A 13,824-nucleotide genomic window follows, 5' to 3' on the forward strand; every position below is an offset into this window, starting at 1 on the left:
GTCGCGAACCCGGAATCCATCGAGCAGCGTACTCGACGGCGGAATGGATTCCGAGCCTGGCCCTTCGGGCCATCCCGGAATGACGAGAGGATACACAGCGGCCATCACGCCGCTTTCGATGCCGCTGCCAGCGACGCAAACGTCTTGCCTTCTGCCGCGAGCTTCTTCAGCAGCGGCGCGGGCTCGAGGCTGGGGTCGTTTGTCTCCTTGGCGTAGAACGCCAGGCGATCGGCGATGTGCTTGAGGCCGACGCTGTCGGCCCAGAACATCGGGCCGCCGCGATAGATCGGCCAGCCGTAGCCGTAGAGCCAAACCACATCGATGTCGGACGGGCGCGCCGCGATGCCCTCTTCGAGGATCTTCGCGCCCTCGTTGATCATCGGGTACATCATGCGCTCGAGGATCTCCTCGTCGCTGACAACGCGCTTCTTGCGGCCGAGACGCAGCAAGGTCTCGTCGATCAGCTTTTCGACTTCGGGATCCGGCAGCGGCGAGCGCGAGCCCGCCTCATACTTGTAGTAGCCCTTGCCGGTCTTCTGTCCGAAGCGGCCGGCTTCGCAGAGCGCGTCTGCGATTTCCGACTTGATGCCGCGATCTTTGCGCGAGCGCCAGCCGATGTCGAGGCCGGCGAGATCGCCCATCGCGAACGGCCCCATCGGCATGCCGAATTTGGTGACGACGGCATCGACCTGCTGCGGCAGCGCGCCTTCGAACAGCAGCTTCTCGGACTGCTTGCCGCGCTGGGCCAGCATACGGTTCCCGACGAAGCCGTCGCAGACGCCGACCACGGCCGGCACCTTGGCGATCTTGCGCGCGATCGTCACCGCGGTCACCAGCGCGTCCGGCGCGGTCTTGTCGGCGCGCACGATCTCGCACAGCTTCATGACGTTGGCCGGCGAGAAGAAGTGCATGCCCAGAACGTCCTGCGGGCGCTTGGTCGCCTTCGCGATCTCGTCGATGTTCAGATAGGAAGTATTGGAGGCGAGCACGGCGCCCGGCTTGACGTATTGGTCGAGCTTGCCGAACACCTCCTGCTTCACCGCCATGGTCTCGAACACGGCCTCGATGACGAGGTCGGCATCGCCGACGTTCTCGATGCCGACGACGCCGTTGATCAGCGCCATGCGCTTGGCGGGCGCATCCGCCGGGATGCCGCCGCGCGCCGCGGTCGCTTCCCAGTTCTTCTGCATGATGCCCATGCCGCGCTTGAGCTGCTCCTCGCCGGTCTCGATCAGGGTGACGGGAATGCCGGCATTGGCGAACGACATCGCGATGCCGCCGCCCATCGTGCCGGCGCCGAGAATGGCAACACGGTTAACGGGCCGCGGCTTGGTGCCTTCGGGCACGCCGGCGATCTTGGCGGCTTCGCGCTCGGCAAAGAAGGCATAGCGCTGCGCCTTGGACTGGTCGCTGGCGACGAGCTTGAGAAAGCCCTCGCGCTCTTTCTTGAGGCCCTCGTCAAACGGCAGATCGATGGCGTAGCCGACCGCGTCGGCCGCCGCAAACGGCGCTTCCAGCCCGCGCGATTTCTTGGTCATGGCGGCAACGGCGTTGGTGAAGATCGAACGGTCGGCCTTGGCCGCCGCAATCTTGGAATCGTCGTCGCGCAGCCGGCGCAGCGGACGCTTCTCGGCGAGCAGTTTTCGCACGAAGGCTTCGCCGCCGGCAGCCGGCCCCTCGACGATCTCCTCGATCAGGCCGTTCTTCAGCGCTTCGGCAGCACCAATCGGATCGCCGCCGACGATCATCTTGACGGCAAGCTCCGGGCCGACCGCGCGCGGCAGGCGCTGGGTGCCGCCGGCACCAGGCAGCAGGCCGAGCTTCACCTCGGGCAGGCCGAGCTTTGCCTCTTTCACAGCCACGCGGAAATGACAGGCCAGCGCGACTTCGAGGCCGCCGCCGAGCGCGGTACCGTGGATCGCGGCCACGATCGGCTTCGGCGAGTTCTCCATTTCGGCCAGCACTTCATTGAGGCCCGGCGGCTTCGGCGGCTTGCCGAATTCGGTGATGTCGGCACCGGCGATGAAGGTACGCCCGGCGCAGGTCAGCACGATGCCCTTGATCGCGGGATCCGCGACCGCGGCCTTGATGCACTCCAGAATGCCGCCGCGGACTGCGGCGCTCAGGGCGTTGACCGGAGGGCTGTTGACCGTGACGATCCCGACCTCGTCATGACGCTCAAGTTTGACCACTTCGCTCACGGTGTCCCTCCTTGGTGGGGCTTGCTTTTATGGATTTCGCACTGCGGAATTTAATTCCGCATCTTGACGGCAGGGTTATTTTGAAGCACGTGGCTTGTCAACGACTCCGCGCAAGAAGCAGATCAGGGATGAAGCGTACAGGAAAGAAGACTGCGACCGACCGGAATTTCGTCGTCGCGCTTTCCCGCGGGCTGGACGTATTGCGCGCATTCGAACCCAATGACGGCCTGCTCGGCAATCAGGAGATCGCGTCGCGGACGAATCTGCCCAAACCAACGGTATCCCGGCTGACCTATACGTTGACGAAGCTCGGTTATCTGGCGCCGGTTCCCCGTTTCGAGAAATACCAGCTCACGCCCGCCGCGATGTCGCTCGGTTACGCGGCGCTCGCCAATCTCGGTGTTCGGCATTTGTCCGAACCGTTCCGCGAGGAAGTGATGCGCGCGACGGGAGGCGCCGTCGCCGTCGGCGGCCGCGACCGTCACAGCATGATCTATTTCGGGCAAAGCCGCGGCAGCGAGACGGTCGGCGTTCAACTTGACGTCGGCTCCCGGGTGCCGATTGCAACCAGCGCGATGGGCCGCGCCTATTTCTGGGCGCTGGACGAACACGATCGTGCCGAACTGTCGCGTGTCCTGCGCGAGCATTACGGCAGCCGCTGGCCCAAGATGCGCGACGGACTGGAACGTTCCGGCGAGACCGTCGCGAAATACGGTTTTGCGATTTCGGTCGGCGACTGGCACGACGATATCGGTGCCGCCGGCGTCGCGCTCAAGCTGAACGACGGAACCGGACCCTATGCCTTCAACTGCGGCGCGCCCGCATTCCGCTTCACGGAAGAGCGTTTGATCAACGACATTGGACCGCGTCTGCTGACGATGGTAAGGAACATCGAAGCGGCGCTCGGGGGTCTGATGCCGCATTCAAAAAAACAAGACAGCAAGAAGCTGAAGTCAGGAGGAAAAGTTGCGCGTGTGGCCGAGGGGATCAGATAGCCTTCGTCATTGCCAAGAGCGGTTCGCATCGCTCCTGCGCCCACTCAACAACGTGGGCGAGACGAGATGACGCAGGCACAGCTCGCGCAGGGGACATCGCCCCTGCTCGCCGTTCGCGACGTCAGCGTCGTGTTCGGCGGCATTGTCGCGCTCAACGGTGTGTCCTTTGACATGCATAAGGGCCAGATCCTGGGATTGATCGGCCCCAACGGTGCCGGCAAGACCACGCTCTTCAACTGCCTGTCCCGGCTGTATCAGCCGTCGTCCGGCGACATCCTGATGGAGGGCATCAGCATCCTGTCGCGGCCGCCGCACCGGATCGCCGAGATCGGCATCGGCCGCACCTTCCAGAACGTGGCGCTGTTTCCGAACCTGTCGGTGATGGACAACGTCCGCGTCGGCGCCCATTCGAAGACCTCCAGCGACATCATCAGCGACTCCCTGAGGCTTGCCTGGGTCCGGCGCAGCGAGAGCAGCGTCAACGACAAGGTGCAGGAGATCCTCGCCTATCTCAAACTCGAGGACGTCGCCCATACTGTCGTCTCCGGCCTGCCTTTCGGCACGCAGAAGCGCGTCGAATTGGCGCGGGCGCTGGCTGCCGATCCGAAGATCCTGTTGCTCGACGAGCCGGCCGGCGGCCTCAACCACGAGGAAGTCTATGTGCTCGGCGACCTCATCCGCCGCATTCGCGACGAGCGCCACATGACCGTGCTTCTGGTCGAGCACCACATGGGCCTCGTGATGTCGATCGCCGACCACGTCGTCGCATTGAACTTCGGCAAGAAGCTTGCGGAAGGCACGCCCGCCCAGGTGCAGGCCGACCCCGACGTTATCAAGGCCTATCTCGGGAGCAAGGACCAATGACGACGCTGCTCAACGTCAAGGACCTGCGCGCCTATTACGGCCAGGTCCAGGCGCTCCACGGCCTGTCCTTCTCGCTCAGCGAAGGTTCGCTGACGACGCTTTTGGGCGCCAACGGCGCCGGCAAGACCACGACGCTGCGCGCGATCTGCAACATGGTGCGCTCCACCGGCGGCATCGAGTTCGACGGCAAGCCGCTGAACCACCGCTCCACCGAGAGCATCGTGCGGTTCGGCATCGCCCATGTGCCGCAGGGCCGCGGCACCTTCACCACGATGACGGTGGAGGAGAACCTCCAGTTAGGGGCCATCACCCGCAAAGACAGCGCCGGCATCGTCTCCGACATCGAGCGCATGTATGCGCACTTCCCGGTCTTGAAGCAGCGGCATACCCAGCAGGCGGGCACGCTCTCCGGCGGCGAGCAGCAGATGCTCGCGGTCGCCCGTGCGCTGATGCTGCGGCCGCGGCTGATGCTGCTGGACGAACCGTCCTTCGGATTGGCGCCGCTGGTCGTGCGCGACCTGTTCGGCATCCTCGGCAAGATCAACCGCGAGGACAAGGTGTCGATCCTGGTGGTCGAGCAGAATGCGCAGCTCGCGCTCGAGCTCGCCGACCAGGCCTATGTGATCGAGACCGGACGCATCGTGATGTCGGGCAATGCCAAGGACATCGCGAACAACGAAGAAATCCGCAAATCCTATCTGGGTTACTGAGGGAGCCGGGACAATGGAGCTTTTCACCAACCAGGTCCTGGCTGGGATTGCCACCGGCGCAATCTATGCCTGCATGGCGCTCGCTGTGGTCATGATCTACCAAGCGATCGACCATCTCAACTTCGCGCAGGGTGAGATGGCGATGTTCTCGACCTTCATCTCCTGGCAGCTCATGCAATGGGGCGTGCCCTATTGGGCCGCGTTCGTGCTCACGCTGGCCCTTTCCTTCGTCGGCGGCATCGCGATCGAGCGCATCTTGTTCAAGCCGCTCGCGAAGGCGCCGATCCTGACCAACGTCGCCGGCTTCATCGCGCTGTTTGCGATCATCAACTCCTCGGCCGGCCTGATCTGGGACTTCACCATCAAGCAGTACCCGACCCCGTTCGGCTCCGCGCCGTTCCTGGGCAGCCAGCTGATCTCGACCCACCAGGCCGGCATGATCGGCGTCACAGTACTGCTGCTGCTCGGCCTCTACTTCTTCTTCCAGTACACCAAGATCGGTCTCGCCATGCGCGCCGCCGCCTCGGTGCCCGAATCGGCCCGGCTGGTCGGAATCAACACCTCCTGGATGATTGCGCTGGGCTGGGGCATGGCATCCGCGATCGGCTCGATCGCCGGCATGCTGATCGCTCCCGTCGTGTTCCTCGAGCCCAACATGATGGGCGGCGTGCTGATCTACGGCTTCGCCGCTGCCGTGCTCGGCGGACTGACCAGTCCGTTCGGCGCCGTGGTCGGCGGCTTCCTGGTCGGCATCTTCGAGAACCTTGCCGGCACCTACATCCCCGGCGTCGGCAACGAATTGAAACTTCCGATCGCGCTCGCGCTGATCATCTCCGTCCTGGTCGTCAAACCCGCTGGCCTGTTCGGCCGGCACATCGTCAAGCGAGTTTGATCATGAGCGCTGCAGAAGACGTCGTCACGGAAGCCCCGGCCGTCGAGGCCGTTCCGAAGCGCGCCATGACGCTGGGCACCGGCACCTCGCTGCTGGTGCTCGCGGCGCTGCTCATCATGCCCGTGTTCGTCAAGAACTTCATCATCTTCCAGATGACGATGCTTCTGATCTACGGGCTGGCGGTGCTGGCGCTGAACATCCTGACCGGCGGCTCCGGCCAGTTCTCGCTCGGCCAGAGCGCGTTCTACGCCGTCGGCGCCTATACGACGGCGGTGCTGATGGAGCACTTCAACGTCAACTACGCCCTGACCTTGCCGATCGCCGGCGTGGTCTGCTTCGCATTCGGCTTCCTGTTCGGGCAGCCGGCGCTGCGGCTTTCCGGCGTCTATCTCGCGCTCGCGACCTTTGCGCTGGCCACCGCCATGCCGCAGCTGTTGAAGCTCAACTTCCTCGAGCACTGGACCGGCGGCGTGCAGGGCCTCGTCGTCACCAAGCCCGATGCGCCGTTCGGCCTGCCGATGTCGCAGGATATGTGGCTCTACTACTTCACGCTCGTCGTCGTGATCGCGATCTACATCTTCTCGGTGAACCTGCTGCGCTCCCGGTCGGGCCGCGCCTTCATGGCGATCCGCGACAACGAGATCGCGGCCTCCGCCATGGGCGTCGACGTCGCGCTGTACAAGACGCTGGCCTTCGGCGTCTCCGCCGCCGTCACCGGCGTCGCAGGCTCGCTCGGTGCCATCGCGGTGCAGTTCGTGGCGCCCGACAGCTACACCATCACGCTCGCGATCTCGCTGTTCCTCGGCATGGTCGTCGGCGGCGTCGGCTGGCTGCCCGGCTCGATCGTCGGTGCCGCCTTCATCATCTTCGTACCGAACCTCGCGGAGGGCATCTCCAAGGGCCTCTCCGGCGCCGTGTTCGGCGTGCTGCTGTTCCTCGTCATCTACCTCGTGCCGCATGGCGCGAGGCAAGTCGCGATCCTGGGCCAGCAGTTCGCCGGAAAGCTCAGGAAGAACTGAAAATTCTCATAGTGAAATGAAGGAGACCGAATTGCTTCTCGGAAGAACACTGCGAACCGCTGCGCTGGTCACGGCAACGGCGGTCATCACTTTCACCTCCGGCGCGGCATTTGCCCAAAAGAAATATGACACCGGCGCGTCCGACACCGAGATCAAGATCGGCAACATCATGCCGTACAGCGGTCCGGCGTCGGCCTATGGCATCATCGGCAAGACCGAAGAAGCCTATTTCAAGATGATCAATGACAAGGGCGGCATCAACGGCCGCAAGATCAGCTTCGTCACCTATGACGACGGCTACTCGCCGCCGAAGGCAGTCGAGCAGGTCCGCAAGCTCGTCGAGAGCGACGAGATTCTGGCCGTGTTCAACCCGCTCGGCACGCCCTCGAACAGCGCGATCCAGAAATACCTGAACGCCAAGAAGATTCCGCAGCTGTTCGTCGCGACCGGGGCCACCAAGTGGAACGATCCGAAGAACTTCCCCTGGACCATCGGCTGGCAGCCTTCCTACCAGAGCGAAGCGCAGATCTACGCGAAATGGCTGCTCAAGGAGAAGCCGGACGCGAAGATCGCGATCCTCTATCAGAACGACGATTTCGGCAAAGACTACCTCAAGGGCACCAAGGACGGCCTCGGCGCCAAGGCCTCGTCCATGATCATCATGGAGGAAAGCTACGAGGTCTCCGAGCCGTCGATCGACGGCCATATCGTCAAGATCAAGGCCGCCAATCCCGACGTGCTGTTGATCTACGCAACGCCGAAATTTGCTGCCCAGACCATCAAGAAGACCGCCGAGCTCAGCTGGAAGCCGCTCCAGATCCTCACCAACGTGTCGATCTCGGTCGGCAGCGTGATGAAGCCGGCCGGATTCGAGGCTTCGCAGGGTGTGCTCTCGGCAGCCTATGCCAAGGACTCCACCGACCCGCAGTGGGCCAACGATCCCGGCATGAAGAGGTGGAATGAGTTCGTCGACAAGTACATGGCGGGCGCCGACAAGTCTGACACCAGCATGGTCTATGGCTATGGCGCTGCGTCGACTCTGGCCAAGGTGCTGGAAATGTCCGGCGACGATCTGACGCGCGTCAACCTGATGAAGCAAGCGGCGAGCCTCAAGGACTTTGCGCCGGACACCCTGCTGCCCGGCGTCAAGATCAACACCAACGCCACCGACTTCGCGCCGATATCCCAGCTCCAGATGCAGCGCTTCAAGGGCGAGAAGTGGGAACTGTTCGGCGAGATCATCAGCGGCGACGTCGCTTCAGAGTGACCCGCTGACGACACAGTCCCGGCCAACGAGCCCCCGCGCGCGATCGCGGGGGCTTTTTGTTGACGTCGGGCGTCAATCTTGTTCAATGCAGCGCCGATGCAACTCGGGGTAGGAGAGCAATGACTGCCGTTCGTTTTCAAGTTGCGGTTGTTTCGGTCGCGGTCGCATTGTGCACTGCAATGAGCAGCGCGGCGCTTGCGCAAAAGAAATACGACAGCGGCGCTTCCGAGACCGAGATCAAGATCGGCAACATCATGCCCTATAGCGGCCCGGCCTCCGCCTATGCCGCGATCGGCAGGACCGAGGAAGCGTATTTCAACATGATCAACGCCGAGGGCGGCATCAACGGGCGAAAGATCAAGTTCATCTCCTATGACGACGGCTATTCGCCGCCGAAGACGGTGGAGCAGGCGCGCAAGCTGGTCGAGAGCGACGAGGTGCTGCTGATCTTCGGCTCGCTCGGCACCTCCACCAACGGCGCCATCCGCAAATACATGAACGAGAAGAAGGTGCCGCAACTGTTCGTCGCGAGCGGGGCCTCCAAATGGAACGACCCCAAGCAGTATCCGTGGACCATGGGCTGGCAGCCGAGCTACGCCAGCGAGGCGCGGATCTATGCCAAGTACATCATGAAGGAGAAGCCGGACGCCAAGATCGGCGTGCTCTACCAGAACGACGATTTCGGCAAGGACTATCTGAAGGGATTGAAGGACGGCCTCGGCGCCAAGGCGTCGATGATCGTGCTCGCGGACAGTTACGAGACCTCTGAGCCGGCGGTCGACGAGCACATCGTGAAGCTGAAGGCCGCCGGCGCCGACGTCCTGGTCAGCATCACCACGCCGAAATTCGCCGCACAGGCGATCAAGAAGGCGGCCGAGATCAACTGGCATCCTATGCACATCATCTCCAACGTCTCGGCCTCGGTCGGCGGCGTGATCGAACCGGCGGGCCTCGAGATCTCGCAGGGCATCCTGTCGGCGAGCTACACCAAGGACGGCTCCGACCCGCAGTGGAACGCCGATGACGGCATGAAGAAATTCTACAGTTTCCTCGCGCAGTATGATCCCAAGGCCAACAAGCTCGATGCCGCCGTGGTATTCGGCTATGCCGCCGCGCAGACCTTGGTGAAGGTGCTGCAGATGTGCGGCGACGATCTCACCCGCGAGAACGTCATGAAGCAGTCCGCACACCTGAAGGATTTCGAGCCAGATACGCTCTTGCCCGGCATCAAGATCAACACCGCGCCGGACAATTTCGCCCCGATCGAGCAGCTCCAGATGATGCGTTTCAAGGGCAAGAAATGGGAGCTGTTCGGCGAGATCATCTCGAGCGAGATGGGTCATTAGAACTCTTTGAGCAGAGCGCAATTTGAGGTCAGGCTGGAATAGCAGCGCAACTCAGGATCAATGCGCTGACGCAAGGGACTGAATCTTACCAGCCGGAATATTCCGCGCCGCATCGATCAAATTGCGCCGGCTGCGATATTCGCTGAGGCGTTTTTCTTGCTGGCCGGACGGGAAGGGTATTCAATGTGTGCAGGAGCGGCGCGAACGAGCGCTCCCAATCAAAAAAAGCGACACATTGAAACGGACCAAGGGAGATCAAGATGCCTGCAATGCATGTGCGGCTGGGGGCCCTTGCGGCCGCCCTCGCGCTAGCTGCTACCTTTTCCACCGCAGCGTCAGCGCAAAAGAAATATGACACCGGCGCGTCCGATACCGAGATCAAGATCGGCAACATCATGCCCTATAGCGGCCCCGCTTCGGCCTATGGCGTGATTGGCAAGACCGAGGAAGCCTACTTCAGGAAGATCAATGCGGAAGGCGGCATCAACGGCCGCAAGATCAACTTCATCAGCTACGACGATGCCTACTCGCCGCCGAAGACGGTCGAGCAGGCGCGCAAGCTGGTCGAAAGCGACGAAGTGCTGTTGATCTTCCAGTCGCTGGGCACGCCGTCGAATTCCGCGATCCAGAAATACATGAACTCGAAGAAGGTGCCGCAGCTCTTCGTCGCTACCGGCGCCACCAAGTGGAACGATTCGCAGAACTTCCCCTGGACCATGGGTTGGCAGCCCAACTACCAGAGCGAGGCACGCATCTACGCCAAGTATATCCTGCAGAAGATGCCGAACGCCAAGATTGCCATCCTCTATCAGAACGACGATTACGGCAAAGACTACCTGAAGGGCATGAAGGAGGCGCTTGGCGCCAAGGCGGCTTCGATGATCGTCGCCGAAGAGAGCTACGAGACGTCCGAGCCGACCATCGACTCCCACATCGTGACGCTGAAGGCAACCGGCGCCGATGTCTTCTTCAACATCACCACGCCAAAATTCGCCGCCCAGGCGATCAAGAAGAACGCCGAGATCGGCTGGCATCCGACGCACTTTCTCAACAACGTCTCCGTTTCGATCGGCAGCGTGATGAAGCCGGCCGGCTTCGAAGCCTCGCAGGGCATCGTCTCCTCGAACTACTACAAGGATCCGACCGATCCGCAGTGGAAGGACGATCCGGCGATGAAGGCCTGGAATGAGTTCCTCGACAAATACTATCCCGAAGCCAACCGCACGGATTCGTCGGTGATGTACGGTTACATCGTCGCCCAGGCCCTTGTGCACGTGCTCAAGGCGTGCGGTGACGATCTGACGCGTGCGAACGTCATGAAGCAGGCAGCCAGCATCAAGGACTTCGAACCTGCCGGCCTCTTGCCGGGCATCAAGGCCAATACGGGCCCCACCGACTTTGCTCCGCTGTCCCAGTTGCAGCTCATGCGCTTCAAGGGAGAAAGCTGGGAGCTGTTCGGCGACGTCCTCAGCGGTGACGTCAGCGGCTGAGGACAGCACGGCCCCAGGGGTGGCTACCAAAAGAGGTGACTACTAAAGAAGCAGTCCCTGCGACGTCGTCGCAGGGGCTTTTTCTTGATGCTGCAACGCAAATCGTATTCAATTGCTGCCGCGTCGCCAAGAAACCCAGAAAAAGAATGACGCATACACACTAAGAAAATAGGGAGATTGGAATGCCTGCTGTCACCGGCAAATTTGCGGCCGCGTCCATTGCGCTCGCAGTCTTCGCAGCCTCGACCAGTGCCGCACTTGCCCAGAAGAAATACGATACCGGCGCGACCGACACCGAGATCAAGGTCGGCAACATCATGCCCTACAGCGGACCGGCCTCCGCCTACGGCGTCATCGGCCGGACCGAAGCTGCCTATTTCAAGAAGATCAACGAAGAAGGCGGCGTCAACGGTCGTAAGATCAACTTCATTTCCTATGACGACGGCTATTCGCCGCCGAAGACGGTGGAGCAGGCGCGCAAGCTGGTCGAGAGCGACGAAGTCCTCCTGATCTTCAACTCGCTCGGCACGCCGCCGAATTCGGCGATCCACAAATACATGAATTCGAAAAAGGTGCCGCAGCTCTTCGTCGCCACCGGCGCCACCAAGTGGAACGATCCGAAGAACTTTCCGTGGACGATGGGCTGGCAGCCCAACTACCAGAGCGAGACGCAGATCTATGCGAAGTGGCTACTCAAGAACAAGCCGGACGCCAAGATCGCCGTGCTTTACCAGAACGACGATTACGGCAAGGACTATCTCAAGGGCCTGAAGGACGGCCTCGGGGCCAAGGCCGCCTCGATGATCGTCATCGAGGAGAGCTACGAGACCTCCGAGCCGACCATTGACAATCACATCGTCAAGCTGAAGTCGACCGGCGCCGACGTGTTCATGAACATCACGACTCCAAAATTCGCAGCGCAGGCGATCAAGAAGAACGCCGAGATCGGCTGGAAGCCGCTGCACTTCCTCAACAACGTTTCGGCTTCGGTCGGCAGTGTGATCAGGCCTGCCGGTTTCGAGAATGCGCAGGACATCATCTCCGCCGACTATCTCAAGGACGTGGCGGACCCGGAATGGGCGAACGACCCGGGCATGAAGGGATTTCTTGAATTCATGGCCAAGTACTTTCCGGAAGGCGACAAGCTCGCTCACGAAAGCATCGTCGGGTATGGCGTCGCGCAGACGCTGGTTCAGGTGCTGAAGCAATGCGGCGACGATCTGACGCGCGAGAACGTCATGAAGCAGGCCGCTAACCTGAAGGACTTCCGGACAGAAGTGCTGCTGCCGGGCATCCAGATCAACACGTCACCAACCGACTTTGCGCCAATCAGCCAGCTTCGGCTTGAACGATTCAAGGGCGAGAAGTGGGATCTGTTCGGCGACGTGATCAGCGCCGACGTCGGCGGCTAGCCCCTGACAGACGCCACGACGGAAAGCCCCCTGCGAGACCCTCGCAAGGGGCTTTTGCTTGCGCGCCGATTATGATCACGCGATTGCACAATCGAATGACCGCAAAGCCCGCTTACGCTTTGGCGCATGATGCGGTAGGCAGGTGAGCGGCGCGTTTGCCGCCAGCCTCCCCTGTCTGCCCAAGGCCTTTGTCATGACCGACCGACGTCCCCTGCTCCGCGCGCTTTACGACGCCGCGGTTGCCGCCGCCCATCCCAATGTCGTGCTGGCGCCGCATCTGCGGCCCGCTCCGAAGGGGCGCGTGATCTGCCTTGCCGCGGGCAAGGGCGCGGGCGCGATGGCTGCGGCCACAGAGCGGCACTATCTCGACACGCTCAAGCTTGCGCCGGAACGCCTGGTCGGGATCGCCACCACCCGCCACGGCTACGGCGTGCCGACGCGCCGCATTCGCGTGGTCGAGGCCGGCCATCCCGTGCCTGACGAAGCCGGCCTGAAGGGCGCAGCCGACACGCTCGCGCTCGCGGGCGAGGCCGGGCCCGACGATTTGCTTCTGGTGCTGCTCACCGGCGGCGGCTCGGCCAACTGGATCGCGCCGGTGGAGGGCATCAGCTTTGCGCAGAAGCAGGCGGTCAACAAGGCACTGTTACGCTCGGGCGCGCCGATCGGCGAGGTGAACACGGTCAGAAAACACTTGTCGCGGATCAAGGGCGGACGGCTGGCGCGTGCCGGCAAGAACGCCGCCGAAATCGTCACGCTTGCGATCTCCGACGTGCCGCATGACGAGCCCTCCGCGATCGCCTCCGGCCCCACCGTGCCGGACCCGACCACGCTGGCGGACGCGCGTGCGATCGTGGCGAAGTACAGCCTCGACATTGACGAAGCCGTGCGCCGCGCGCTCGACGATGACCGCAACGAAAGCTGCAAGCCGGGCGATGCCGCCTTTGCGCGCGCGCATTTCGAATTGATCGCGCGTCCCAAGCAGTCGCTCGACGCCGCCGTGAAGCTTGCCAAGGACGCCGGCTACGAGACGATCGATCTCGGCGCCGATCTCGAAGGCGAGGCGCGCGAGATCGCCGTCGATCATGCCAGGATGGCCCTGGACGCGCGCGCGCAGGGCAAGCGGATCGCGATCCTCTCCGGTGGAGAGCTTACCGTCACTGTGCGCGGCCATGGCCGCGGTGGCCCCAACCAGGAATACGCGCTGGCGCTCGCCGAGCTGCTGAAGAACACCGCCGGCATCTCCGCGCTCGCCGGTGACACCGACGGCGCCGACGGCGGCGCCGGCAATCCCACCGACCCCGCCGGCGCACTGATCGACGCGGCGACGTTCGCGAAGATGAAGGCGCAAGGGCTGGAGCCGCAGGCCTATCTCGACAACAACGACGCCACGACGTTCTTCGAGGCGACCGGTGACCTGCTGCTACCGGGCCCGACGCTGACCAACGTGAACGATATTCGCGTGATTTTGGTGGATTGAGTCCCTTACCCTCCCCTGGAGGGGGAGGGCAATCGCATATGGATTTCACGCGGATTGTCCGCGGGCTTGCTCCGCCTCTCCCGCTTGCGGGAGAGGCCGACGCGCTCGCAGAGCGCGGCGGGTGAGGGCTTTCGCCACGGCGGGATATCCT

Annotated in this window: 11 protein-coding genes; 10 read left to right on the forward strand and 1 reads right to left on the reverse strand. The window is 62.7% G+C overall.

Annotated features, from left to right (window positions below):
• Nucleotides 1-104: 104 nt before the first annotated feature.
• Nucleotides 105-2,201, reverse strand: a complete 2,097-nt coding sequence (locus tag FXV83_RS10450; RefSeq protein WP_148739085.1) for a 3-hydroxyacyl-CoA dehydrogenase NAD-binding domain-containing protein — start codon at nucleotides 2,199-2,201, stop codon at nucleotides 105-107.
• 128 nt (nucleotides 2,202-2,329) lie between these two features.
• On the opposite strand from FXV83_RS10450, the gene FXV83_RS10455 reads away from it, so the two are divergent.
• The 10 genes from FXV83_RS10455 (at nucleotide 2,330) to FXV83_RS10500 (ending at nucleotide 13,673) form a co-directional block, all read left to right on the forward strand.
• Nucleotides 2,330-3,196, forward strand: coding sequence for an IclR family transcriptional regulator (locus FXV83_RS10455; protein ID WP_187435811.1), 867 nt, complete (start codon nucleotides 2,330-2,332; stop codon nucleotides 3,194-3,196).
• Nucleotides 3,197-3,262: 66 nt separating this feature from the next.
• A complete protein-coding gene (locus FXV83_RS10460) occupies nucleotides 3,263-4,060 on the forward strand; it encodes an ABC transporter ATP-binding protein (RefSeq protein WP_148739086.1) in 798 nt (265 codons plus the stop codon).
• Nucleotides 4,057-4,770: an ABC transporter ATP-binding protein gene (locus FXV83_RS10465; RefSeq protein ID WP_148739087.1), complete on the forward strand. Its 714-nt coding sequence runs from the start codon at nucleotides 4,057-4,059 to the stop codon at nucleotides 4,768-4,770. Before FXV83_RS10460 ends, FXV83_RS10465 begins: the two co-directional genes overlap by 4 nt.
• A 13-nt stretch (nucleotides 4,771-4,783) precedes the next feature.
• A complete protein-coding gene (locus tag FXV83_RS10470; protein ID WP_148739088.1) occupies nucleotides 4,784-5,662 on the forward strand; it encodes a branched-chain amino acid ABC transporter permease in 879 nt (292 codons plus the stop codon).
• 2 nt (nucleotides 5,663-5,664) lie between these two features.
• On the forward strand, nucleotides 5,665-6,681 hold the full coding sequence (locus FXV83_RS10475; protein ID WP_148739089.1) for a branched-chain amino acid ABC transporter permease: 1,017 nt from the start codon (nucleotides 5,665-5,667) through the stop codon (nucleotides 6,679-6,681).
• Nucleotides 6,682-6,712: 31 nt separating this feature from the next.
• On the forward strand, nucleotides 6,713-7,948 hold the full coding sequence (locus tag FXV83_RS10480) for an ABC transporter substrate-binding protein (protein WP_187435808.1): 1,236 nt from the start codon (nucleotides 6,713-6,715) through the stop codon (nucleotides 7,946-7,948).
• Between the two features lie 119 nt (nucleotides 7,949-8,067).
• Nucleotides 8,068-9,294 (forward strand): ABC transporter substrate-binding protein, encoded by a 1,227-nt coding sequence (locus tag FXV83_RS10485; RefSeq protein WP_148739091.1) that lies wholly within the window; start codon nucleotides 8,068-8,070, stop codon nucleotides 9,292-9,294.
• 260 nt (nucleotides 9,295-9,554) lie between these two features.
• Nucleotides 9,555-10,784 carry an ABC transporter substrate-binding protein gene (locus FXV83_RS10490; protein ID WP_148739092.1) on the forward strand — a complete coding sequence of 410 codons (1,230 nt, stop codon included), beginning with the start codon at nucleotides 9,555-9,557 and terminating at the stop codon, nucleotides 10,782-10,784.
• A gap of 182 nt (nucleotides 10,785-10,966) precedes the next feature.
• Nucleotides 10,967-12,196, forward strand: coding sequence for an ABC transporter substrate-binding protein (locus tag FXV83_RS10495; RefSeq protein WP_148739093.1), 1,230 nt, complete (start codon nucleotides 10,967-10,969; stop codon nucleotides 12,194-12,196).
• Nucleotides 12,197-12,389: 193 nt separating this feature from the next.
• Nucleotides 12,390-13,673 (forward strand): glycerate kinase type-2 family protein, encoded by a 1,284-nt coding sequence (locus FXV83_RS10500; RefSeq protein ID WP_148739094.1) that lies wholly within the window; start codon nucleotides 12,390-12,392, stop codon nucleotides 13,671-13,673.
• Nucleotides 13,674-13,824 lie beyond the last annotated feature (151 nt).

Source organism: Bradyrhizobium hipponense (genome assembly GCF_008123965.1).
In the GTDB taxonomy this organism is placed as follows: Bacteria; Pseudomonadota; Alphaproteobacteria; order Rhizobiales; family Xanthobacteraceae; genus Bradyrhizobium; species Bradyrhizobium hipponense.

What these genes read in the sequence shown, in the direction of transcription:
- FXV83_RS10500 (WP_148739094.1), top strand. Translation starts at nt 12,390, where the DNA reads ATGACCGACCGACGTCCCCTGCTCCGCGCGCTTTACGACGCCGCGGTT.
- FXV83_RS10470 (WP_148739088.1), top strand. Translation starts at nt 4,784, where the DNA reads ATGGAGCTTTTCACCAACCAGGTCCTGGCTGGGATTGCCACCGGCGCA.
- FXV83_RS10460 (WP_148739086.1), top strand. Translation starts at nt 3,263, where the DNA reads ATGACGCAGGCACAGCTCGCGCAGGGGACATCGCCCCTGCTCGCCGTT.
- FXV83_RS10465 (WP_148739087.1), top strand. Translation starts at nt 4,057, where the DNA reads ATGACGACGCTGCTCAACGTCAAGGACCTGCGCGCCTATTACGGCCAG.
- FXV83_RS10485 (WP_148739091.1), top strand. Translation starts at nt 8,068, where the DNA reads ATGACTGCCGTTCGTTTTCAAGTTGCGGTTGTTTCGGTCGCGGTCGCA.
- FXV83_RS10455 (WP_187435811.1), top strand. Translation starts at nt 2,330, where the DNA reads ATGAAGCGTACAGGAAAGAAGACTGCGACCGACCGGAATTTCGTCGTC.
- FXV83_RS10495 (WP_148739093.1), top strand. Translation starts at nt 10,967, where the DNA reads ATGCCTGCTGTCACCGGCAAATTTGCGGCCGCGTCCATTGCGCTCGCA.
- FXV83_RS10490 (WP_148739092.1), top strand. Translation starts at nt 9,555, where the DNA reads ATGCCTGCAATGCATGTGCGGCTGGGGGCCCTTGCGGCCGCCCTCGCG.
- FXV83_RS10475 (WP_148739089.1), top strand. Translation starts at nt 5,665, where the DNA reads ATGAGCGCTGCAGAAGACGTCGTCACGGAAGCCCCGGCCGTCGAGGCC.